Origin of the sequence: Bacillus sp. SD088, from assembly GCF_017355205.1 — a bacterium.
In the GTDB taxonomy this organism is placed as follows: domain Bacteria; phylum Bacillota; class Bacilli; order Bacillales; family Bacillaceae_C; genus Lederbergia.
Window position 1 is genome coordinate 147,504 of sequence record NZ_JADIJK010000011.1, and the last position, 24,716, is coordinate 172,219.

The 24,716-nt window shown below is 38.4% G+C and carries 20 protein-coding genes; 14 read left to right on the forward strand and 6 right to left on the reverse strand.

The window, feature by feature from the left end; all coding sequences use genetic code 11:
* Positions 1-13: 13 nt before the first annotated feature.
* The 4 genes from fabF (at position 14) to IPU53_RS11695 (ending at position 3,379) form a co-directional block, all read left to right on the forward strand.
* Positions 14-1,249, forward strand: coding sequence for a beta-ketoacyl-ACP synthase II (gene fabF / locus IPU53_RS11680; RefSeq protein WP_207450899.1), 1,236 nt, complete (start codon positions 14-16; stop codon positions 1,247-1,249).
* A 130-nt stretch (positions 1,250-1,379) separates the two neighbouring features.
* Positions 1,380-2,159, forward strand: coding sequence for a DUF2268 domain-containing protein (locus IPU53_RS11685; protein ID WP_207450900.1), 780 nt, complete (start codon positions 1,380-1,382; stop codon positions 2,157-2,159).
* 183 nt (positions 2,160-2,342) lie between these two features.
* On the forward strand, positions 2,343-2,573 hold the full coding sequence (locus tag IPU53_RS11690; protein WP_207450901.1) for a hypothetical protein: 231 nt from the start codon (positions 2,343-2,345) through the stop codon (positions 2,571-2,573).
* Between the two features lie 56 nt (positions 2,574-2,629).
* Positions 2,630-3,379, forward strand: a complete 750-nt coding sequence (locus tag IPU53_RS11695) for a YjbA family protein (RefSeq protein WP_207450902.1) — start codon at positions 2,630-2,632, stop codon at positions 3,377-3,379.
* 316 nt (positions 3,380-3,695) lie between these two features.
* Here IPU53_RS11695 and trpS read toward each other — a convergent pair whose 3' ends face one another.
* Entirely contained in the window at positions 3,696-4,685 is a 990-nt protein-coding gene (gene trpS, locus IPU53_RS11700; protein WP_207450903.1) for a tryptophan--tRNA ligase, read from the reverse strand.
* 553 nt (positions 4,686-5,238) lie between these two features.
* Here trpS and IPU53_RS11705 point away from each other — a divergent pair.
* From IPU53_RS11705 to pepF, 5 genes are all read left to right on the forward strand, one after another.
* Positions 5,239-6,420 (forward strand): putative glycoside hydrolase, encoded by a 1,182-nt coding sequence (locus IPU53_RS11705; RefSeq protein WP_207450931.1) that lies wholly within the window; start codon positions 5,239-5,241, stop codon positions 6,418-6,420.
* A 358-nt stretch (positions 6,421-6,778) separates the two neighbouring features.
* Positions 6,779-7,174 (forward strand): transcriptional regulator SpxA, encoded by a 396-nt coding sequence (gene spxA, locus IPU53_RS11710; RefSeq protein ID WP_158320567.1) that lies wholly within the window; start codon positions 6,779-6,781, stop codon positions 7,172-7,174.
* Positions 7,175-7,811: 637 nt separating this feature from the next.
* Positions 7,812-8,471, forward strand: coding sequence for an adaptor protein MecA (mecA, locus tag IPU53_RS11715; RefSeq protein WP_207450904.1), 660 nt, complete (start codon positions 7,812-7,814; stop codon positions 8,469-8,471).
* A gap of 116 nt (positions 8,472-8,587) precedes the next feature.
* Complete coding sequence (locus IPU53_RS11720) at positions 8,588-9,790, forward strand: competence protein CoiA (protein WP_207450906.1); 1,203 nt, start codon at positions 8,588-8,590, stop codon at positions 9,788-9,790.
* Positions 9,791-9,879: 89 nt separating this feature from the next.
* Positions 9,880-11,700 (forward strand): oligoendopeptidase F, encoded by a 1,821-nt coding sequence (pepF, locus tag IPU53_RS11725; protein ID WP_207450908.1) that lies wholly within the window; start codon positions 9,880-9,882, stop codon positions 11,698-11,700.
* An 85-nt stretch (positions 11,701-11,785) separates the two neighbouring features.
* Here the strand turns inward: pepF and IPU53_RS11730 are convergent, their stop codons facing one another.
* Positions 11,786-14,008 carry an MMPL family transporter gene (locus tag IPU53_RS11730; RefSeq protein ID WP_207450909.1) on the reverse strand — a complete coding sequence of 741 codons (2,223 nt, stop codon included), beginning with the start codon at positions 14,006-14,008 and terminating at the stop codon, positions 11,786-11,788.
* 176 nt (positions 14,009-14,184) lie between these two features.
* On the opposite strand from IPU53_RS11730, the gene IPU53_RS11735 reads away from it, so the two are divergent.
* Positions 14,185-14,802, forward strand: coding sequence for a TetR/AcrR family transcriptional regulator (locus IPU53_RS11735; protein WP_207450910.1), 618 nt, complete (start codon positions 14,185-14,187; stop codon positions 14,800-14,802).
* A gap of 864 nt (positions 14,803-15,666) precedes the next feature.
* Here the strand turns inward: IPU53_RS11735 and IPU53_RS11740 are convergent.
* The 4 genes from IPU53_RS11740 to IPU53_RS11755 all read right to left on the reverse strand — a co-directional run bounded on the left by IPU53_RS11740 (position 15,667) and on the right by IPU53_RS11755 (position 18,797).
* Positions 15,667-16,506: a ClpXP adapter SpxH family protein gene (locus tag IPU53_RS11740; protein ID WP_242698242.1), complete on the reverse strand. Its 840-nt coding sequence runs from the start codon at positions 16,504-16,506 to the stop codon at positions 15,667-15,669.
* Positions 16,503-16,910 (reverse strand): globin domain-containing protein, encoded by a 408-nt coding sequence (locus tag IPU53_RS11745; protein ID WP_207450911.1) that lies wholly within the window; start codon positions 16,908-16,910, stop codon positions 16,503-16,505. The genes IPU53_RS11740 and IPU53_RS11745 overlap by 4 nt, the downstream gene beginning before the upstream one ends.
* Before the next feature lie 628 nt (positions 16,911-17,538).
* Positions 17,539-18,192, reverse strand: coding sequence for a lytic transglycosylase domain-containing protein (locus IPU53_RS11750; RefSeq protein ID WP_207450912.1), 654 nt, complete (start codon positions 18,190-18,192; stop codon positions 17,539-17,541).
* A gap of 5 nt (positions 18,193-18,197) precedes the next feature.
* A complete protein-coding gene (locus IPU53_RS11755) occupies positions 18,198-18,797 on the reverse strand; it encodes a CYTH domain-containing protein (RefSeq protein ID WP_207450913.1) in 600 nt (199 codons plus the stop codon).
* 308 nt (positions 18,798-19,105) lie between these two features.
* On the opposite strand from IPU53_RS11755, the gene IPU53_RS11760 reads away from it, so the two are divergent.
* The 4 genes from IPU53_RS11760 to IPU53_RS11775 form a co-directional block, all read left to right on the forward strand.
* Positions 19,106-19,756 (forward strand): GTP pyrophosphokinase, encoded by a 651-nt coding sequence (locus IPU53_RS11760; RefSeq protein WP_207450914.1) that lies wholly within the window; start codon positions 19,106-19,108, stop codon positions 19,754-19,756.
* Positions 19,757-19,774: 18 nt separating this feature from the next.
* On the forward strand, positions 19,775-20,575 hold the full coding sequence (locus IPU53_RS11765) for an NAD kinase (RefSeq protein WP_207450916.1): 801 nt from the start codon (positions 19,775-19,777) through the stop codon (positions 20,573-20,575).
* A gap of 5 nt (positions 20,576-20,580) precedes the next feature.
* Positions 20,581-21,501 carry an RluA family pseudouridine synthase gene (locus IPU53_RS11770; protein WP_207450917.1) on the forward strand — a complete coding sequence of 307 codons (921 nt, stop codon included), beginning with the start codon at positions 20,581-20,583 and terminating at the stop codon, positions 21,499-21,501.
* Positions 21,502-22,499: 998 nt separating this feature from the next.
* Positions 22,500-24,716: adhesive domain-containing protein (locus IPU53_RS11775; RefSeq protein WP_207450918.1), on the forward strand; the 2,217-nt coding region annotated here is incomplete at its 3' end.

Here is a 24,716-nt window from a genome sequence, read left to right on the forward strand (position 1 = left end):
GGAGCTGGAAAAATTGAAAAGAAGAGTTGTAGTAACAGGGATAGGAGCTGTTTCTCCCGTAGGAAATGACGCAAAAACATCATGGGAGAATGTTATTGCTGGAAAGTCTGGTGTGGGACCTTTAACGAGATTGGACCCAGAACAGTTTTCTGCGAAGGTAGCGGCAGAAGTAAGAGACTTCGATATTGAAAAATATATCGAGAGAAAAGAAGCCCGTAAAATGGACCGATTTACCCATTATGCATTAGCTTCTGCGATGATGGCAGTAGAGGATGCACAATTAAAAATTGATGAGACGAATGCAGACCGAGTAGGGGTTTGGATTGGTTCTGGAATTGGCGGACTGGAAACATTAGAAAATCAATTTGAAACATTTCAAAAAAGAGGCTATCGTCGTGTAAGTCCATTCTTTGTGCCGATGATGATTCCGGATATGGCAACTGGCCAAGTGTCCATTTATCTTGGTGCAAAAGGAGTTAACTCGTGTACTGTAACTGCTTGTGCAACAGGCACAAACTCAATTGGCGATGCTTTTAAGGCTATTCAAAGAGGCGATGCAGATGCCATGATTGCTGGCGGTGCTGAAGCTCCGATTACCCGCATGTCTTATGCTGGATTCTGTGCGAATACGGCATTGACAACAAATCCTGATCCCGAGACAGCAAGTCGACCGTTTGATCTAAATCGTAATGGTTTTGTCATTGGAGAAGGTGCTGGAATTGTAATTTTGGAAGAGCTGGAACAAGCTTTAGAGCGTGGAGCCAAAATTTATGCTGAAATTGTAGGCTATGGATCGACTGGTGATGCCTATCATATCACAGCACCTGCACCAGATGGTGAAGGTGGCGCAAGATCAATGAAAATAGCGATCCAGGATGGCGGATTGAAACCTGAGGATATCCAATATATCAATGCGCATGGGACAAGCACGGACTATAATGATAAATTTGAAACAACAGCTGTAAAGACAGTTTTTGGTGACCATGCTTATCAATTAGCCATTAGCTCAACTAAATCGATGACAGGTCATCTCTTAGGAGCTGCAGGTGGGGTAGAAGCTATTTTTACTGTAATGGCGCTTAAAGAAGGAATCCTGCCACCAACGATCAATTATGAAACACCTGATCCAGAATGTGATTTGGATTATGTACCAAACGAATCACGCTCAGCTAACATCACCGCTGCAATTAGTAACTCCCTTGGTTTTGGTGGACATAATGCCACCATTGCTTTTAAAAAATATGAGTAAGAAACACGGCCCACTGCGGTCGTGTTTTTTTATTCACCCTTCTTTTACTATTTAATAAAATGTAATAAGTTTTGTTCCAAAGTTGATCGTTTAGATTTGTGGATTTTAAGGGGGAGTAGACATTGGGGTAATGGAGACAGATCAATGGGGAGAAAAGCATTTTGAGGAGCCATGGAGAATGGGGAAGTTAGCACGTCCAGAAATTAAAGATGAACATGATTTCTATCATTATTTATTAAGATTTGGCATGTATGAGCCATCGAAAAAAAGTTTGCATTTATTTAACCAACTCAAGCAAGAAAAGGTTTGGGAACGTATCGAGAACATTTATCGAACATACCGAAAAAAATGGGAAGGTCCAAGTGTTAATATATACTTGTTTCCAATAAACCAGGATAGTCATTTTTTTATGAGAAAACTTCAAGGCCGTGCAGGTTTATCTTTTTCTGATACTATTTTTCTGTTCATTTCCGCAGGTTTAAGTGACGAACAATTAGAATCGTTGTTTGTTCACGAATATCACCATGCAGCCAGAATGACAGCCTATAAAAAGAAGACAAATGAGTATACTTTATTAGATTCCATTTTATTTGAAGGCTTGGCCGAAACAGCTGTATTAAATAGTTGTGGAAAAAAATATACCGCTTTTTGGACCGAGGCTTTTACAAAAGACAAATTGAGAGAAATGATGGAGAAATTTTATTTACCATCTTTTCAGATCAAAAGAAATGATACTAAGCATGATTACTTACTATTTGGGGGTAGAAAAGGAATCCCAAATATGATGGGATATGCGATCGGGTACGAAATTGCAAGGGGGTATATTCGAAACAATCAGATCACGATGAAGGAAACCTTTTCAATTTCCTCTGATAAGTTAATAGAAAACAATTCCTTTCTATCTGCGTAGAAAAGGTATACCTCTGTTTTCAGCGCATATATATGAATTGGGACAAGTTGGCCAATAGAATAAGCTTGCAAATCTGTTGGATGTATTAAATCCCCTATCCTATGACCCTAAGAACAAATTCATGAGAGGCGGCAATACGGCCCTTTAGGATGTCGTAAAAAATATATGGGGAAGTGCCAATCAATGATATTTAGAGCCATACTATTTTTAACGGGATTTTGTTTAGCTGTGTCAGGTGGAGTTAGTTTAATTGGGTATTTAAATTTGATGGCGTTGGGAAATAATTGGATCGACTATATAAGTTTTGTGATGAAACGACCAGAAAGTTACTTAGTTCCTTTAGGAATTTTCATGATCACCTCTGCTCTAATGGATATAGATAGAAAAATGGATGATTCCATTCCAAAGGAATAAATTTACTCTCGCCTGCCTATACTGATTGACAAATAGTAATGAAGTGAGGGATTAAAATGCTATATCTTCATGATGTATGGGTGAATTGGTTCGAGGGGGAAGAGAGCGGTTATAATGTTTGCCATTTTCATGAATGGAGGAGAGGGGAAGACGTGATCGAACTTTTAGATCAGGTGCCTTTATTACTAATAGATACCGCTCTCTTTCATTACATTGAAAATAATATGGCAGAACTACCACAACAATTAATGAATGATATTTACAAAAAAGCATATTTAAGAAAAAATCATGAACGAGTTCAATTAGAAAATTGTTTTGTTGTAACGGATCGTAAAGGGATTATTGCTGTTGATACACTTGGGTATAATATCCCACTAAGAAAAAGCAGGCTTATTCCCCGTCAAGAACAACTCGTTTATGAAATGACAGAACAAAGTAAAAAGACACACTATAAATGGAAGGAAAGTGAGAGGAAAAAGGAGCATCATATTTTAGCACCAGCACCTACGTTAATGTTTGGATTGACTAGGAAAGAAAGGCAGTTAAAGCATCTAATGTTTATGGCTCTTGATCAGCTTTATGCCTCAAAAAATACCTCGGAAATAAGATATTGGTACACTGAATGGGCGCCACATCGGTATCACGACATTCAAACTATGCCATTTGAGGAAGTTTGGGAATGCCTCTATGAAGAAACAAAGGTTGGCTGGTCCAGCAAACATCTCAAGCTATGTGAAAATATGATTAAAGGACAACCATTCTTTGAAAAGCTATGGGAAATGGAATCTGACTCAAAAGTAAATTAGCAAGAAAAGCGCAAGGCGCCCGCCTATCGGCGACAAGCAAATGTTCCTGAACCTATGAAGGGGGTTTTTCCCTTTATAGGTTCAGGGTTATTTAGTGGAACATCGGCTAAATTCGCGCCGTCCTGTCGCTTCGCTGCACTGGTACATCCTGTACATCGCAACGCCGATGGACTCGCATCCTTCGAGCCTCTCGGGGCTAGGCGCTGGAGCTGGATGTCGCCCGCGACATAAGCCAAGAATTTTATAATTTTCTAAACCAGTACAAAAGCGCAAATGCCAACTAACCAGGCCATTTGCGCTGAATCTTGAAAATAAGCTATCTTTTTTTTCTTCCCAAACCCATGGCGTTTTCCATTTTTTTGAGCATTTTATTTGCTTTTGTAGCTGCTTTTGCAGCACCCTCATCCAAAATATCATCCAATTCTTTTGAATCCACTAATTGATAAAAGCGTTCTTGAATAGGCGTAATATAGTTTAAGACAACCTCAGCTAAATCAGCTTTGAAATCCCCATAACCTTTACCAGCATACATTTCTTCAAGTTCTTTTATACTTTTATTTTCAAGAATAGAATAAATGGAAAGTAAGTTCGATACACCCGGTTTATTTTTTTGATCAAATTGAACAATTCCATCTGAATCTGTTACAGCGCTTTTTATTTTCTTTGTGATTTGCTTAGGTTCGTCTAGCATTGTAATGAAAGCACGTTGATTCGTATCTGATTTACTCATTTTTTTCGTAGGATCCTGTAGGGACATTACTCTAGCACCCACTTTGGGAATCCGTACTTCTGGAATAGTGAATATATCATTGTAACGATTATTAAATCTCTCGGCTAAATCCCTCGTCAATTCTAGATGTTGCTTCTGATCTTCCCCAACAGGTACTAAATCTGTCCCATATAATAAAATGTCTGCCGCCATTAAAGGTGGATATGTTAATAGTCCAGCAGATACAGCATCTTTTCCATCAGATTTATCTTTAAATTGAGTCATTCTTTCTAATTCGCCAATATAAGCTATACATTGCAACATCCAAGCTGCTTGGGAATGAGCAGGTACCTCTGATTGAACAAATAAAGTAGCCTTTTGAGGGTCTAAGCCAGCGGCGATATATAAGGCAGCTAAAGATCGAATGTTTTTTCTTAATGTTAATCGATCTTGAGGAACTGTAATAGCATGTTGGTCTACTACACAAAAATAACAATCATAATCATTTTGAAGCTCAATAAACTGTCTGATTGCGCCAATATAATTACCAAGGGTAATGACGCCACTCGGTTGAATACCCGAGAAAATTGTTTTCATCTAAAAAATCCTCCTTGAGCAACTAGCCCTTTTCCATTTTAAAAGAAATGTTTTACCTTAAACCATTAGAGGTATAAAGGAACCATATAAGTTTTATTATTCCCTCATTATACCTGCTCATAGTGGGACAAGCAAGCAAGGTACAAAGTACCAAACTGCTCGTCAAGCAAGAGGAAATGGGAAAAGTTATTTAATTAAGCTAAAAATATTGTTAGAATGAAAATGACATAATCTAACAAGAAAAGATAAAGTTCAACTAACAATCAATAGGGTTTTTTATTCCCACTGATTGAAGAAGATCAAAGGCTAAGATTGTAACATCCTGTCGTTTGGCCTGTACTAGTAAGTCCTGTACGTTGCAATGCCTTTGTGACCTATGTCTTGCAGGCTTGAACTATCGGGGATCTACTGGCAGTTAATCCCCCACTTACAATGCTTGTTTCACTTTGAATTCTTGTAGTGGGGGCAATACTGCCGGTTGATTCGGGATAAAAATAGATATTTATTTAAAAGGGAGAGATTGTGAGTGAATTGGAAAAAGGGACCTCTGATTATGGGGATTGCTGTTGTGCTACTGTGTCTGACTTCCATAACAGCTGCTGCAGAAACGAAATTTTCAATACAACCTTTGAAGGGGAGAGAATTATTAGTTGATAATAAAGTGCTTCCAGATGTGATGCCACGATTTGTATATGATTCAGGGAGAGAGTTTGAATATCCGGATGCTGTGAGAGGTGTTTATGCCACTGGACATTCAGCTGGCGGAGGTCGTTTTGATCAGTTAGTTGATATGATTGATTCGACTGATTTGAATGCAATGGTGATTGATATAAAGGACGATTGGGGAGATATTACATATAAATTACCAAAAGATTCTCCGCACGCGGATATATCACAAGATTACATAACCGATCCTGAAAAGATGATGGATTCTTTAGAGGAAAAGCAAATCTATCCAATTGCTCGTATTGTCGTTTTTAAGGATTCTAAACTATCGAAGGCAAAACCAGAGCTATCTTTTAAAGAAGGGAGCGAGGTATGGACAAATGGGAGAAAGGAATCCTTCGTTAACCCATTTATGAAAGAGGTCTGGGATTACAATGTTGAGATTGCCATTGAAGCAGCTAAATTAGGGTTTCAAGAAATCCAATTTGATTATGTTCGTTTCCCAGAAGGGTTTGAAACTAGAGATGAATCGTTAACTTATAGTATGGGCGATTATGCGGATATGGATGAGGATAATGTTCAGAAAAGAGTTCATGCCGTAACCGATTTTGTTGCTTATGCCAAAGAGAAGCTTGCGCCATATAATGTCAAAGTATCTGTGGATATATTTGGTTATACGGCTACACTTCCTGAAGCGCCGGGAATTGGTCAAAATTTCCAGAAGATATCTGAGAACGTCGATGTTATATCTTCGATGATTTATCCAAGTCATTGGACCTCTTATTTTGATATTGAAAAACCTGATTTGGAACCATATAAACTTGTTAAAGAATATTCAAAAGTCGAAAATGCCAAACTTGAAGAATTAGAAAATCCTCCGATCTCACGTCCGTGGTTGCAAGATTTCACCGCTTCTTATTTAGGATCAGGAAATTATCAAGTATATGGTAAGAAGCAAATTGAAGACCAAATAAAAGCCCTTTATGATGAAGGGATCGATGAATTTTTATTATGGAATGCAGGGAATACTTATACAGAAAATGTTGATTATATGGTTGGGAAAAAGTAGAGGCTATCTTACACAATTTGTGTTTAAGGGGAAAGATTTTCATTATGCAGTATGAAGCCATTGATTTTGGGGATAGTAAAAAAAGGAAATTCTTGTTTAAAATCAATCTATGAGGGGTAATGAAGGAATAGAGCATCAAATTGTAACAGCAATGTGTTTTTTGTGTAACAGATGAGAAAATACATAAAAGAACCTATTCATCATGCCGAATTTGGTGTATAATACATATGTAAGGTTGTTTTATAATCATTAAAACAATATGAGTCTGATACTTACATATAACTGTTTACATTATGTAGTTATTCATTCAATAGATGAAGCAGGAATTTTAATTCTAATTTAGGAGTGTGGTTCTATTATGGTAACGTTGTACACTTCACCTAGCTGCACATCATGCAGAAAAGCAAGAAATTGGCTTGAACAACAAAATATTTCTTATAAAGAAAGAAATATTTTTTCAGATCCTCTTACATTAGACGAAATAAAGGAAATTTTGCGTATGACAGAGGATGGGACCGATGAGATTATTTCGACTAGATCTAAGATTTTTCAAAAGCTGAATGTTGATCTAGAATCATTGCCCCTACAACAATTATTTGAATTGATTCAAAAAAATCCAGGACTCTTAAGACGTCCCATTATTTTAGATGAGAAACGATTACAGGTTGGATATAATGAAGATGAAATTCGACGTTTCCTTCCTCGTAAGGTTCGGACTTATCAGCTTCGTGAAGCGCAAAAGATGGTCAATTAATCATATCGCGTATGGAATGTTTGAAAAGGCTAAACCTACTCTGTCGTGTATCGACTAGTGGGCTGGCCTTTTTTCATCATTATCAACAAAAGCGCAAGCGCCCGTTTAGCGACGTACAAACTTTTTAAGCTTCTTGACGAGATAAAGGAATCACGGCGAAGCATGAGCCGATGTTGACTTACGCAAACAGAAGCTGAAAGTTTGCTAGTCGCTGGGCGCTGGAGCTGGACACCAACCGCAACGTTCTGTCGTTTCGTCTGCGCTAGTATATCCTGTGCGTTGCAACGCCGATGGACTCGCATCTACAAGCTTCGGGCCGATGACGCTTGGAGCTAGTTCAGCATGAACATGCAATTTATTTAGTGAGGATGCAAGAAACTTGGCTATAAGCAAGAGGGAATTTTGAAAATGACCTTGATTTTCTCTCCTATGTTAGATAAAATAAGCAAAACATGGAATTAAGTATAGGCATTAGAGGATTTTAAACTTTAAGGTAGCTTTTGTTTCCATTTATCCGCTACTTATCATAAAATAGAAGTACAAGGAGAATAATATACACTCATTCTTTCTGAGGATAAGAATCTCCGATACGGGATCGTGATCCCTTCACCAACTATTATAGAAGGGAGTGTTGATTTTGGAGATTGAACGCATCAATGAAAACACAGTCAAGTTGTATATATCTTATATGGATATAGAAGAACGTGGGTTTGACCGTGAAGAAATTTGGTACAATCGGGAGCGCAGTGAAGAATTATTTTGGGAAATGATGGATGAAATTCACGAAGAAGACGAGTTTCTTAATGAAGGACCGCTCTGGATCCAGATCCAGGCTCTTGATAAGGGGCTTGAAGTGATCGTTACAAAAGCTCAATTATCTAAAGATGGGCAGAAGCTTGAACTTCCGATTCCCGATGAAAAAAATAATGAAATACCAGTTGATCATGCGATTGAGGACTTGCTCGATCAAAATTTTCAAGTGAATCATTACGGGAAATCAAAACTCATATTCGAATTCGTCTTTGAATTTAAAGATTTTGAAGATATACTATCCCTTTCCAAAAATAAGAACCTAGACGAACAAATTAATACACAATTGTTTTCATGGAAAGATGTTTATTATTTACACGTTCATTTTCCAGACGAACAATTTGATGACAAAAAAATAGACAATGCACTAAGTATTCTTCTTGAATATGGCCAAGAGAGTAACGTAACGGTTCATCGTTTGGTTGAATATGGTAACAAAATTATTGAGAAAGATGTATTCTCCACTCTAAATCAATATTTTGAATAAATCACCGATTTCTAAAAGAGATCGGTTTTTTTTTTTTGCCTAAAATCCTTTTTTATCATCGATTAAAAGGATTTTATCAGTTAGTGGCGAATAATGTAGAGAAAGGAGTGGAAAAATTGTTAACTGCATTAAATGAAAAAGGAAAGCTTATATCATTGATTAATGTTCCCCAAACTTTTACGAAACGAAATAGGACCTCCCATTATTATTGTCCCGCATGTGAAGAACGCTTAATTCTAAAAGCTGGAAAAATCCGAATTCCTCATTTCGCTCATAAGCGCTCCGCCGAATGTTCCATCCTCACGACCGAGCCTGAAAGTCCCAGGCATTTATTAGGAAAAAAGCATTTATACCAACATTATAAGGCAAAGGGATTAGATATTTATTTAGAACATTACCTTCCTGAAATCCGACAAAGACCTGATCTTTTTTTAAAGGTAGGCGGCCTCACATATGCAATTGAATATCAATGCTCCCCATTACCTAGACAACGTTTGGAAGAAAGAAATGCAGGTTATCAGGAGCTCGAAATCCTACCTATATGGATTCTGGGAAGTTCACCTTACAAAAAAAGAAAAAATCGTACGTTTGTGTTATCAGATTTTCAATTTTCCCTAAGTACGCATCACCCCCATTCTGGATTAACCCTCTTAAGTTATATACCTGAGAAAAAGGCTTTTCTCCAGCTTTCACAAATGATTTCCATAACATCTAATACGTTACTAGGAGTGTTACAAGAGTTTCCACTTCTGAATGATAAAAAGTCCGCTTCTGTTTTTGATGAGTGTGCTTATGATGCTCAAATTTGGATGAATGAAAAGAGAATGTGGTTACAACAAAAAGTGTATTATGGGAATCTTCATCAAGATTCTTTTTTGAAAGCGATATACACAACCGGGCATAATCCCTTTCTCTTACCGGAAATATGTGGAATCCCTGTTCCGCATGCGCACATCATACATGAATCGCCCGTTATTTGGCAATTTTATTTATATCTTGATTGTTTACAAGGCCTACCAGTTGGACAAAAGCTCTCATTGAAATGGGTGAAACAAAAGGTACTAAAGCGAATTAATCAAGGTTTGATTACGATTCGGAAATTTCCGCTAGATATACGAAAACAATATAGTTGGGAAATTACTATTTTAGAATATTTTTCTATGCTTACTGCAATGGAATATTTTTCGCAAATAGGTGAAGACTTATTTATGATAAAAAAATCAGTGAAGAACCCCGAAAATATAGAGGAGACTAGGTTGAAGGAAAATGAAATATTCCAAAAAGATGCTTTGCGTAAACTAAATGCACCTAATCCTTAAAGTTGCAGGGATTTGGATAAAATAGGTAGAATAGGTAATAGAGGATGAAAAATGAAAATTTAACCAGTCAAGATTAGAGGAGGAAGATTATGACGAAAGAAGCAACAATTAAATCATTGCCACAACGGTCAGAGATAACAGAGGAAATGACTTGGCGTTTAGAGGATATTTTTCCAACAGATGAGGCGTGGGAAAAAGAATATGAAGAGATCAAAACACTTGTCAAACAAGCTGGCCAGTATAAGGAGACTATTGCTGAAAGTGCAGCGAAACTAAATCAAGTTCTGCAATTTCAAGGACAGGTGTTTGAACGACTAGGAAAATTATTTACATACGCCCATATGCGCTATGACCAAGATACGGGAAATTCTCATTATCAAGGATTAAATTCACGAGCTGAAAGCTTATATTCAATCGTTGCAAGTGAATTTTCCTATGTAGTTCCAGAGATTTTGGCAATGGACGAAGACAAGATTGCGCAATTTGTTGAAGAAAATAGTGAGTTACAAGTGTACCGTCATGCTTTAGAAGAAATTAACTTACAGCGTGGTCACGTTTTATCGGCAGAACAAGAAGCAATGCTTGCTCAAGCTTCTGAAGCTCTAGGTTCCGCAAGTACTACATTCGGGATGCTGAATAATGCGGATTTAGAATTTCCAGTTATAAAAGATGAGAATGGGGAAGATGTTCAGATTTCTCATGGGAATTATATTCGTTTCCTTGAAAGTCAAGATCGTGAAGTAAGGGAATCAGCTTTTAAAAAGGTGTATGAAACATATGGCCAGTTCAAAAATACATTTGCAAGTACGCTAAATGGAACTGTAAAGAAAGATAATTTCTTTGCTAAGATTCGAAATTATGATTCCGCTCGTGAATCAGCATTAGCGGCAAACAATATTCCTGAAAGTGTTTATGATAATCTCGTCAATACCGTTAATAAAAATTTACATTTACTCCATCGTTATGTGAAGCTGCGTAAGAAAATTATGAAGCTTGACCAGCTCCATATGTATGATTTATATACGCCGCTTGTAAAGGAAGTCAAGATGGAAGTAAAGTATGAGGAAGCAAAAGATATTGTAGTGAAAGCTCTTGCTCCACTGGGCAGTGAATATATAAACATTTTAAATGAAGGCTTTGAAAATAGATGGGTAGATGTGGTTGAAAATAAAGGGAAGCGCAGCGGGGCTTATTCATCAGGTGCTTATGGGACAAATCCATATATTCTTATGAATTGGCAGGACAACGTCAATAATCTATTCACTCTCGCTCACGAATTCGGGCACAGTGTTCATAGTTATTACACACGCAAACACCAACCTTATCCATATGGAAATTATTCGATTTTTGTTGCGGAAGTTGCTTCCACAACGAACGAATCGATTCTTAACGAATATATGATTCAGCATGCAAACAATAAACAAGAACAATTGTATTTATTGAATCATTATCTTGAAGGTTTCCGTGGGACTGTTTTCCGTCAGACAATGTTTGCAGAATTTGAACATCTTATTCATCAAAAAGACCAGAATGGAGAAGCATTAACAGCGGATTTATTGACAAAGGAATATTATGAACTAAATAAGAAATATTTTGGGGAAGAGGATATTCATATTGATGATGAAATCGGCCTAGAATGGTCGAGAATCCCTCATTTTTATTATAATTACTATGTGTATCAATATGCGACAGGATTTAGTGCAGCCGCAGCCTTGTCTAAGCAAATTTTAGAAGAAGGAGACCCTGCAGTTGAACGTTATCTAGCATTTTTGCAGGCAGGAAGCTCTGATTATCCTATTGAGGTGCTGAAAAAAGCTGGCGTAGATATGACATCTGCAGAGCCAATTGAAGCAGCTTGCCAAATATTTGAAGAAAAATTAAACGAAATGGAAGCCTTGCTTTCAGAATAAGCATTAAGAGCGAAACTGTCTATCAGCTGGATAGGAAGTTTCGCTTTATTTTTTGCTTAAGTCTAAGTTTGCTCTTTTACTTTACCTAATTGGTTGATTTCTTTTCTTGATCTTTTACCTTCCAAAGTTTCCCCGGCCAAAAAGCATACCTATCCAATACAGTGGTAATTGCGGGAACAAACAGTGGGCGGACAATAAATGTATCCATTAAAATTCCGATAGCAGTCACGGTCCCAAAGTGAACCAGTACCTGCATTGGCATAACAGCTAAGACAGCAAAAGTACCAGCTAGAATTATTCCTGCTGAGCTGATGACGCTACCTGTTTCACTTACACCTTCTGCAATGGCTTGTTTTAAAGGAATACGTTTTTTGCGTTTGTTCCAAATATTCGCGACTAGAAAAATATTATAATCCTCTCCTAATGCGACTAAAAAAACGAATGAATAGAGCGGGATAAGTCCTTGGATGTCAGGCACATTGAAACCATAATGCAAGACAATCCAGCCGATTCCGAGAGCGGCTAAATAGGAGAGCCCCACTGTGACTAATAAATAAATAGTCGCAATGATTGATCTGAAATAAACTAAAAGTAAAATCCCAATGATTAATAACACGACGGGTATGATGATCGATTGGTCTCTGTTTGTAATTTGTTTTGTATCATATAATGACGCTGTTTCTCCACCGATCCAAAGATTGTCTTGAGGATTGTTGATACCTGCTTCTTTTAGACTCGAAGATATAATAGAACGAATATCCTCGATTTTCTCAACAGCTTCTGGTGAATATGGATCCATGGCAAACTTGATTTCGTATAATTGGTAATCTTCATCTTTGCCATGTTCTGGATCAGATACGTTATCTATATACGTGAGATTTTGCAAATCTTGTTGAAGAGAAATATCTTTTTGGTTTGTATGGATCATCACCTGTGTAGGTGCCACTTCTCCAGGTGGATAATGTTCCGAAATAATCGAAAATCCTTCTCGTGAAGGCATATCTGCTGGGAATGAATCCAATAACCCATAAGTAAATTGGATTTTCGGTACAAACGAAATGAAAATTCCTAATAAGACGAAACAACTAATGATAATGGTCCATGGTTTGGTTGTGACGAATTTTCCTAGAGTTATACCAAATACACTTTTATCTCGCTGCCTGCGTAATTTTTTTCCTTTTTTTGCTTCAAGCTTTTGAATCATTTCTTCCGTTCTAGGGATAAAAGGAAAGAATGCAACTCGGCCTAGCAAGGTAAGAAAGGCTGGTAATAAAGTTAGCGCTGTAACGCCCATAATTAATATCGAAACACTAAAAGGGATGGCAAATCGATCGTAGGAAGCATAATACGCCAGACTAAGCGTTAGCAAGCCTAAAACAGTTGTAATCGCACTCATCATGATTGCGCTGCCAGTATTTTCTATCGCCTTTTGCATAGCCTTATATCGATCAGGTTCATGCCTTAATTCATCACGATATCTAGAAATGAGAAATAAGCAATAATCTGTGCCAGCACCGAAAAGTAAAACGGTCATGATTGAGATTGTCTGTTGATCAACCTCTATCCAGCCATTTTTTGCTAAGAGTCCGAGTATCGGACTGATCAATCCATAAGCAAAGCCAACCGTAATTAAAGGAATAATCGCTAGTAAAGGGGAGCGATAAAGAACAATTAATAAAAGCAGTACAATTGCTACAGTGGCCATTAATAAAGTGAAATCTGCATTGCTAAATAATGATACTGCATCTGTTTGAATCCCAACTGGGCCAGAAATGCGCACATGGAGTCCTTCTTTATCTAAGTGGTCATCTAATACAGCATGGTCAAAAACCTTATCAATTTGCTCCTTTAATTCCTCTATCCCATTTTGAAGTTCTTTCGTTGAAGCGGCAGAATCAAAAAATATGGGGGTTGTTAAGGCAGCCTGATCTTCTGATGCAGCTTGTGTTAATGCTTGTGCTGGCGCTTTATATAGAGGTGGTACAAAAGTCTGCTTGTTCACAGGTTTTTCTTCTAAACTCTTAAATAATTTTTGGATATTTTCGAAATCAGTCTCTGTTAATCCAGCTTTCTGATACCAGACCAGAAGTAAAGGAGTTCCTGTATCATTTGGAAACTGCTCATTTACTAACTTGGAAGCTCTAATGGAAGAAGCGTCATCGGGCAGTAGTTGATTTGAGTTTGTTTTTTGGCTATTAATCTGAGGCCAGGCAACAGAAAGGACGCCAAGTATGATCATCCAAATGACCGTTGTGATCCAACGACTTTTCATTCCGGAAACAAAGGAACCCCAGTTCCACTTTTTCATATGCACCCATCCTTTACTTATGTTGTATTATTTCATCATATTATAATTATATATACTGGTTAGTCAATTAAAAATAACTTTCTTTGAAAATGGACGAAGTTGGAGGAAATTCTAATTTTATATTAGAATAAGGCTATATGAATATCAAAAAGCGTGGAAAGAAAGGAGGGAGTATAGTGTCAAAGAAACGTGCGATTGGAAGACCACCAACTGATTTGTTAAAAAAGCCGACGAAGGAAAAAATTGAAGATCATGCTCAAACTTTATTTTTGAATTATTCCTATCAAGAAGTATCAATGGATGATGTAGCCAAAGCTGCTAATGTAACGAAAGCAACTGTTTATTACTATTTTTCGAGTAAATCTCGTTTATATACAGAAACGATGATACGGATGTTGGGAAGAATTAGGAAACAAGTTCAAGAGATCCTACAAAAGGAGCAATCGTTTGATAAAAACTTATATGAGGTGGCAGAAAGGTTTTTAACAGCGACCCTTCATCTTGATATTGATGCGTTAACACGGGGAACTGAAACCGCACTGGAAGAAAAAGACTGGCAAGATATGAATGAGGCTGTAGAGGGAATTTATGATACCTTGGAGCAAGGTTTCCAAACGGCAATGGATAAGGGACAACTATCCTCCACTTTTTCAAGCAAATTTAGTTCCAGAGTATTTTTCTCTTTATTAAATGTAGGGAATGGTCTAAATAATATTGAACAGAAAAAAGAAGATGAAGTAGAGAAAATCACGAAGGACATTATCCGCTTTTTTCAAAAAGGCGTTTTACAATAAATGCATGATGATCGCTTGTTTTGTATGATATAGAATCTTAGTTTATGCCTCTAATATAAGTTCCACCCCCTTTAGTCCCTGCTCCTGTTTGCATATGCTTACATTTCATTCGCATACCAAGCTTGGGGTGTCATCAGAATCCTAATAAGTTGTAAGCGACCGAATGGGTGATCATTTTTTGTTCGCTCGGCAAATCAATGAAATCCTCGAAATCTATTTTTTCCATTCATAAAGGAAACTAGTGTAAATAAGCCAATAAAAAGGAGCGGAGACGTGATATAAATCGGAATTAAGCGCATTAATGCTAAAATATGAAGAAAGAAACATGTGATAATAAATACAATAATAAGAAGGAGACTTACCTTTCGCATTATTTGGACTCCTTTCATGGTTGTACCTTTATTCCATTCATATATATGTATACAACCTTCTTTTCATGATAAAAAGCATCCCTTCAAAAGGATGCTTTTTAACAATTTACGTTGCGCTTTGCCCTCCAGCTCGAGCCGATGGCGCGAACTTAGCCGATGTTCTGCTGTACCTATGAAGGGAAAAAGCCCCTTCCTAGGTACAGGAACATTTGCTTGTCGGAGGCCAACAGGATGTTGGTCAGAAAGGCGTTGCGCCAGGACGGCGCGGATTTAGCCTTTCTTCCTAGACCAAGGCGCTTGCGCTTTTGTTCCTGCTTAGGAAACTATAAAAATGTCGCTTGTGGATAACTGTTTACGTTGCGGCTTGACATCTAGCTCCAGGCGCCATCGGCTCGAGGTCAAATAACCTGAGCCAATGAAAGGCAAAGAACGCCTTTCTTTGTCTCAGAACATTTGCTTGTCGCCGATAGGTGGGCGCCTTGCGCTTTTCTTGCTATAAGTTATTATATTTGTACCGCCAATAGGAACCGTGTAGTGAGCGGATTTTTTGTACCTTTTGTTGAATCTGTAATTTCTTCATTTGTCTTTCTATCTTTTGAGGAGACATATCAAAAATTAAGGCTAGATCCTGTGTTGCATTTACCGGGTTGAGTGAAAGAAAAACTTCCAACGGAGGTTTTTCCGCAGGCTTTGCATAACCCTGAAGCATCTCAGTTAATATCTGCACATAAATGTCATAAGAATATAAGCCTGTAATTTTAATTCCCTCATCTTCAATGTTTTCATTGAAAAAAACCATCGATGGCATTTCATTGACTTCCATTTCAGATGAAATCTTCAAATCACATTGAAAAGCTTTAGCGGCTGTGTCTGAATAAACATCCTGTAAGAATTCATCAAGATCAAGGCCTATTGATTGGGCGCATTGTTGGATCACATTGATATCCGAAATATCTTTCTCCTCAATAAATAATAACTCCTGGAGCTTTTGGATAAAGCGGACCCCGGCTTTTTTACCTTGTAATTCCGCCGCTTTAATACTTATAGCGGCAAGATGCGGGGTTTGTTCAAGAGAACGGTCTGTCGACCTTTTCAATTTACCTTGCTCACGTCTCCACTTTTTATGGCAAGAAAAAATTCGATCTTTATCTTGATTTAAGGAAGACAGTTTTCCTGATAAAATATATTTAAGAGAGAAATAATCACCATATTCTACTTGTAATTTCTTCAAGATTGGCGAAAGGGACCAGCATTCCGAGCAAAAAGGATCAACAAAGAAATAAATTTCCATTGGCCTTCTATTTAAAAGATATTTAATATGTCGTGTATTCAAAGTTCTTCACCTTGCATAACATCTGGTGAATTAGTGTTCACCATGTTTTTTGCTGTCATGGCTAAACGAGTGTAAAAAAGCTCTCGTAAACCTGGCTCAATATCCACTTCATCCATCGCTTCGCTCATGCAGGCTAACCATGCCTTGGCACGACGAGGTGTAATTTCATGAGGTAAATGGCGTGCACGTAACATCGGATGTCCATGTTCTTCAGTATATAGCTTAGGGCCACCCAAAAATTGTGTTAGGAATTGCTCTTGTTTTCTGGCAACTTCTGTTAAGTCATCGGGAAAAATAGGGATAAGTTCGGGATGTTTGCCGACACGTAGATAAAATTGTTCTACAAGCTTATGAAGCTTTTTTTCCCCAATAGCATCATACGGTGTCATCTTCATCTCAACCATATGATTCGCTCCTTTATCTAAAATGGTATATTTATTTTAGCAATGACCCAAACAGAACTCAAATAAATTGAACTATACAAGAAAAGCGGAAGGCGCCCGCTTTTCGGCGACAAGCAAATGTTCTGGGGCAAAGAAAGGCGTTCTTTGCTTTCATTGATGGATAAGAAAGTATAAAATTTTGGCTAGTGTTTTGATCTAGCTCCAGCGCCTAGCCCCTCGAGGTCAAATAACCTGAGCCAATAAAAGTCAAAACCAGACTTTTATTGGCTCAGAACATTTGCTTGTCGGGGCTGAGCAAGGCGCTTGCGCTTTTCTTACCACAGGTTATTTGACCTCGAGCGCGCCTGTAGCTGGACAAAAGAAAAGCGAAAGCGCCTGTCCAGCGACGTACAAATTTAAAGACTTCTGATGAGATAAAGGAAACACGGCGAAGCATAAGCCGATGTTGACTTATCGAGGGAAGAAGACATAAATTTGCTAGACGCTAGGCGCAGTAGCTGCACAAAGAAAAGCAGAAGTGTCTGACCAGAGATTTACAAATTTGAATAATAAGGATGACCTACATCCTGTTGACAAAAAAATCATCTCGAATTTCCTGATTACCAGGTAAATTAGAGATGAGATCGATTTAACTATAATACGTATCCGTTATTTTTCTAACATAATTCTGCGTTTCTTTGAATGGTGGAATTCCCTTATATTTATCTACATTCCCGGGACCAGCATTATAGGCTGCAAGCGCAAGAGATAGATCGCCCTTATATTTATCTAGCATTTGTCGTAAATATTTGCTTCCAGCCATCACATTTTCTAGAGGATCTGCTATATTTCTTACACCTAATCCTCTTGCGGTCGCCGGCATTAGTTGCATAAGTCCAGTCGCACCAGCGGAACTTACTGCGACAGCATTGAAATTAGATTCATGTTTAATAACAGATTTGATTAGTTTAGTTGATAAATTGAATGTATCTGCCGCTTGTTGGATAATCCCATCTAGGTTCGTATCGATGTTTGCATCAGTTTTCGGATGATTAACTTTCGATACAACAGATTTTGTCACCGTACTAGGAAGATTATTTACCCCAAGCTGACTTATAGCCCCCAATATATTTAAGGATCCTGCATTTTCTCTATTTCCCATTGCTGTATTTAAAAGGGTTTGCTCAAGAACCTGAGAAAAATTTGCATCTGATTTTGGGATAGGAGAATCTGTATTTGAACGCGTCATTCCTTGTAATAATTGTAATTCAATCAAGGTTTTCATTTCACCTAAGGTATTCATATTAATCATTCCTTATTTGATTGTTTCATAATAGTTTGTTTTGCTCGATAAAGTCTTCCAACTTTAGTATCGGTTGATTGAGGTTGAATGTTGAGTCGATTAAGCAAATCTGCAAAAAACGTTTTTCCTAATTTCCAATCTGTTACTTCATATTCAAGTTCAAAATCTTCCTGATTTAGATAATAATTATGGTCGAATACTAACAATCCTTCTTTATACTTGAGCTCTGCACGATGGGTCGTTAAGCTCCCGAAATGTGTCAAATCTGACAAGTGGATACCTAATTTGACCAATGCTTCTTGGACCTCTCCAGCGGGGCATATCGAGTCATTTAATAATAAATCGGCCTCTTTTTGGTCGATGATTTGATTTGTTTCAATAGCATCTTTGATCATTTTCCTTTTTAGTGTTAGTTCATAACAATCAGGAAGCTCTCTAATTCGTAGAGAAGCTGCTTTTTCTTTTAATGAAAAATCATGGGTATCAAAATAATGATTTTTCTGAGTGAAAAAATCATGGTTACTAATATGAAAAGTTTGCAAAAGGAGAGTAAACTCTTCTTTTGTAACAAGGTTTTTAAATTCTTTTTCAATTTCTTCTGCCATGGATAACTTCCTTCCTACATCTCTTATTCCTATTATTATTTATTTGCAGCTTGGTTTCAATATCCATTCGTGATAAATATTCTTTATTTTACTGTCTTTTTCTGAAGGTCCATACATTCAGGATAAATGGATGGTTGTACCGGGACAAAAATTATTAAGTAAAACTTGTTTGTGCTAAAATAAGGATGACTTCTTAATTCCTTCGTACAAACATATGATGATGAGATTGGACGAGAAGAGGATTTCTAGGAAATTGTATTGGTTTTTCATTTAAGAGAATGTGAACACGCACTTTAAGAGGTGGTAGCATGGTAAATCAGTGGAAGCTTTTTCTAGCTCCTTATAAACAGGCGGTAGATGAGTTGAAAATTAAATTAAAAGGAATGCGTGCCCAATTTGAACGGCAACAGGATCATTCTCCAATTGAATTTGTCACAGGTAGAGTGAAGCCGATTGCCAGTATTTTAGATAAGGCCCATCAAAAAAATATCCCTTTGGATAAATTAGCGGAGGAAATGCAGGATATTGCTGGTTTAAGAATGATGTGTCAATTTGTTGATGATATAGAGCAAGTCGTTGAATTATTAAGAGAACGAAATGACTTTAAGGTAATAGAGGAAAGAAACTATATTTCTCATAAAAAGCCAAGTGGCTATCGCTCCTATCATGTTGTAATTGAATATCCTGTACAAACGATTCAGGGAGAGCGAAAGATTTTGGCTGAAATCCAAATCCGAACCTTAGCAATGAACTTTTGGGCAACGATTGAACATTCTCTAAATTATAAATATAAAGGTGAGTTTCCAGCAGAAATTAATATGAGGTTAGAACGTGCTGCAGAGGCAGCTTTCCGTCTTGACGAGGAAATGTCGCAAATTAAGGAAGAAATTCAAGAAGCACAGGTTTATTTTTCAATAAATAAGGAAGCTACAAAGAAGATAAAGAAAAATGATGATTAAATGAGGAGGTTGAGAGGATTGAAATTTGCCATTACTTCAAAAGGGAATCCTGCTTCTAATGCTTTGACACAGAAAGTGAGGACATATTTGCAGGATTTTGAAATGGTATATGACGAAAGCAATCCAGATATTGTTATTTCCATTGGTGGGGATGGTACTTTATTATACGCATTTCATCGATATAGTTCTCGATTAGATAAAACAGCTTTTGTTGGTGTACATACTGGACATTTAGGTTTCTATGCAGATTGGGTTCCGAGTGAGATTGAAAAATTAGTGATTGCAATTGCAAAGACTCCTTATCAAGTAGTGGAATATCCGCTGTTAGAAGTCGTAATCCGCTATCGTAATGGCGGGAAAGAAATGCGTTATCTTGCTTTAAATGAATCTACAGTCAAAGGATTAGTAGGAACTTTAGTCATGGATGTAGAAATAAGAGGGGATCATTTTGAGCGATTTCGTGGGGATGGTCTCTGTCTGTCTACTCCATCCGGAAGCACAGCCTATAATAAAGCGTTAGGAGGGGCGATTATTCATCCTTCCTTACCTTCTATTCAATTAGCTGAGATGGCTTCAATCAATAATAGAGTATTTAGAACGGTCGGATCTCCACTCATTTTACCTGAACATCATACACTTGTATTAAAACCAGTTAATTCATATGATTTTCATGTTACTTTAGATCATTTAACGGTGATGCATCGAGATGTGAAATCAATCCAATTTAAAGTTGCAAAAGAGAAGGTTCGATTTGCCCGTTTTCGTCCATTCCCTTTCTGGAAAAGAGTTCATGATTCATTTATTTCGGATGGAAGATAAACATTATGAAGCAACATGAATTAAGCTGGAAAATCACACGAGAAGACAAAAATAAAAATATTAAAATGTTTTTACAAGAGCAAGGCATCTCTAGAAGAGCTTTGTCTGCTATTAAATTTACAGGTGGTTATATACGAGTGAATGGAGTGGAGGAAAGTGTTCGCTATCCTTTACAGGAATATGATGTTTTAGAACTCCTATTTCCACCGGAACAGGAAAATGAGCGATTAGTCAAAGAACCAATCCCATTATCGATTATATATGAAGATGCTGATCTTTTAATTGTTAATAAACCTGCTGGAATCAATACCATTCCATCAAGGCATCATCCGACCGGGAGTTTAGCGAATGGAGTAGCCTTTTACTATGGACAAATCGATCTAGCTTCAGCTGTACATATTGTCACTCGATTGGATCGAGATACATCTGGCTTAGTATTGATTGCAAAGCACCGCCATGCGCATCATTTATTAAGTTTGATGCAAAAGAATGGAGAGATTGATCGATTCTACGAGGCTTTTGTAGAAGGAGAAATGGATCGTTCATATGGTAAAATCAATAAACCAATAGGTCGCAAGTCAGATAGTATTATCGAGCGGGAGGTAAGAAAAGAGGGGAAGTACGCGATAACAAACTATGAGGTAATTACACAACTATCTTTTATTACCCACCTGCGTTTAAAACTTGAAACTGGCAGAACCCACCAAATTAGAGTTCACATGGCCTCAATTGGTCACCCCATATTAGGGGATGACTTATATGGTGGGGGTCTAGGTATAATGACTCGACAAGCGTTACATTGCAAACAAATTAAGTTGAAACAACCTATTACTGGTGAAACTTTATCATTTCATGCTAACTTAGAGGAAGATATGCAAGAAATTTTAGCTAACCACACTTTAAAAAAGTTCGAAAAAAATAGATAACTTTTAGAAGATGGATACCAATCGAATGGGATCCATCTTTTTAAATTATGTTTGTTCTAGTGCTTATAACGAGAATTCTCTCGTTTCATGGTGAGGAACTTCAATCAGCGCAGCCTTTTCATCTCCCACAGAATCCAGAGAATTAAAGACTAAGATCGCAACATCCTGTCGTGTCGCCTGCATTAATATGTTCAGTGCGTCGCAACTCGTTCTGACGTGATAAAGGAAAAATGAAATGCAGATGGTGACTGTTTAGAGCCTCACCGCCTGCAGCTGGACATCAAAAGGAGAATTGATGTTGATTACACACTCAGAAATCGTAAATTTGCTAGGTGCTAGAGCTAGATTAGGCCTTTATTACCTACTTACATTTATCTGTATTCCAATGCCGGATAAAAAAAGTAATTCGTTTTTTAAGATACAGATTCAACACATCTAATGGAAGACAGTTATCTGATCTCATTTGTAAAATTTACTTAAGTTTAAAATCCTTACTTTGAAAGTTTTTTGTTTTTCTTTTTAAAAGATAATAAGCTTAATTCCATTAGTTATAAATCAGCAAGGGTCATGACTTTTAATGGACTTTAGTACAATACAACACGATATCTAAAAAAGTTTCTACACAATTAAATGGACTATTATTGTCCTTTTTTTTTAGCCCTTAACTTAGGTATTTAGAACTAGCTTCTCATTTGAAAAACAACTTTTAATAACTAATATTAATTAAATATTTAAGAATAAGTGAATAAAATTAATTTTTTCAATTGACAAATTATTACATATATGGAAACATCTACTATAGATGACAATTTTTACCAAAAAAATACAATGTTTAAAGGAGAGTGACAAATATTACCTTTGTTTGTTGGTAGCGTTGTCATATTCTGTTTAGAAAAAGATAGGGGGGTTATACATTTCTTTTTACTCCTAGTAGAGTTCGCTATTAGTTTATGTTTTTAATAACTCATGGCACATTATGATCAGAAAGGAAGAATACAATGAATAAAAAAAGATTTGACTATAAGAAAAAAATGCAGGAAAAAAGAAAGTCATATATGAAAAGAACTGCTGCTGTTGCTACTTCCTTTGTTCTTGTCACTGCGCCGTTTACGACATCAAAGCTTTTACATATTCCAGGGGTATCGATAAATGCTGTCGAAGCGGCATCGTTGACACAAGTACAATTATTAACGAATGTCGATATTGCTGCAACATTGACAGAGCCTGTGCCAGGAGAAAATTACAATCTAGCGCTTAACCTGACAGGTACCGGGCTTGCAGATGCTGAATTAGTTACTCCTGATAGAGTAGTTGTTTTTTATATTGAAGAATTAGCTGGAAAGATGACTTCTAATTCTCCAGCAGATATAAGCGTCGAAATATTACCTTTGACGATGGATGATCTCCCAATATTAAATGGCGTAATTGGTGGGTTAACTGGTACATTAACTTCTGCAGTTGATTCGGTTTTAGGCGTAGCTGATCAATTACAAAGTAGTATTATTCCATCTTCCCTATTGACTATTGAAGGAATAGATGAGTTACAAGGTGCTGTAAATGCATTAAACAATATCGATACGGCATTGGCCGATTTATTGGATTACAATGATCAAGTTGATGTTGTGGTAAATCCAGATGGTACCGTTGTCGTAAACTTTTCGGATGGTATTGGTAACCATTTAGAAACGGCTGTTAATGATGTTGTTGTAGATCTTTTACAAGATCTTGTGGATGCTATTAATGGTGTTGAACTAGCTATTTTGCCTGGTGCTGAGAATATCCCAGGAGTTGGTTTAATTATCGATGGATTAAATCAAGGAATCAATGGTGCTCTTAACCAATTAACAGGAGTCGCTAATACAGCAACAGGAATTATTGATGATTTAGCTAATGGAAGCATTGATTTAGCCAGCGATCTTTTAAGTGTACAACTTATTGGAAAAACAACGGTAGATCTAAATCTATCAGTTGATAATCCTGCGGATGTTGATGGGGAGGTACCTGTATATGGAGCAGGTATTAGTGATACTACAATTGACCTTGCTTTACTAAGTAGTCTTACAGATAGTGACACAATAGTATTTGATGAAGAAGCCGACGCTGACGCCGATGCCGATGCTGATGCTGATGCTGATGCTGACGCGGATGCTGACGCGGATGCTGACGCCGACGCCGATGCCGATGCTGATGCTGACGCGGATGCTGACGCGGATGCGGATGCTGACGCTGACGCCGATGCGGATGCGGATGCTGACGCGGATGCCGACGCGGATGCTGACGCGGATGCGGATGCTGACGCCGATGCGGATGCTGATGCGGATGCCGACGCGGATGCAGATGCCGATGCCGACGCCGACGCCGATGCTGATGCCGATGCTGACGCCGACGCCGATGCTGACGCTGATGCAGATGCCGACGCCGATGCTGATGCTGACGCGGATGCGGATGCGGATGCAGATGCCGACGCCGATGCTGACGCCGATGCTGATGCCGATGCTGATGCTGACGCTGATGCGGATGCGGATGCAGATGCCGACGCGGATGCAGATGCTGATGCTGATGCCGACGCGGATGCAGATGCTGATGCAGATGCTGATGCTGATGCTGACGCCGACGCAGATGCCGATGCCGATGCTGATGCCGACGCGGATGCAGATGCCGACGCTGATGCAGACGCCGATGCCGATGCTGACGCTGACGCCGATGCTGACGCTGACGCCGATGCTGACGCCGATGCCGACGCTGATGCTGATGCTGATGCCGACGCTGATGCCGACGCCGATGCTGATGCTGACGCTGACGCTGACGCCGATGCCGATGCCGATGCAGACGCCGATGCCGACGCTGATGCCGACGCCGATGCCGATGCCGATGCCGATGCTGATGCCGACGCTGATGCTGACGCCGATGCCGATGCCGATGCCGACGCCGATGCCGACGCCGATGCCGATGCTGACGCCGACGCCGATGCCGATGCTGACGCTGATGCCGACGCCGATGCCGACGCCGACGCCGACGCCGACGCCGATGCCGACGCCGATGCCGATGCTGACGCTGATGCCGACGCCGATGCCGATGCCGACGCCGATGCCGACGCCGATGCCGATGCCGACGCCGATGCTGATGCCGACGCTGATGCCGACGCCGATGCCGACGCCGATGCTGATGCTGACGCCGACGCCGATGCAGATGCTGATGCCGACGCTGACTGTGTG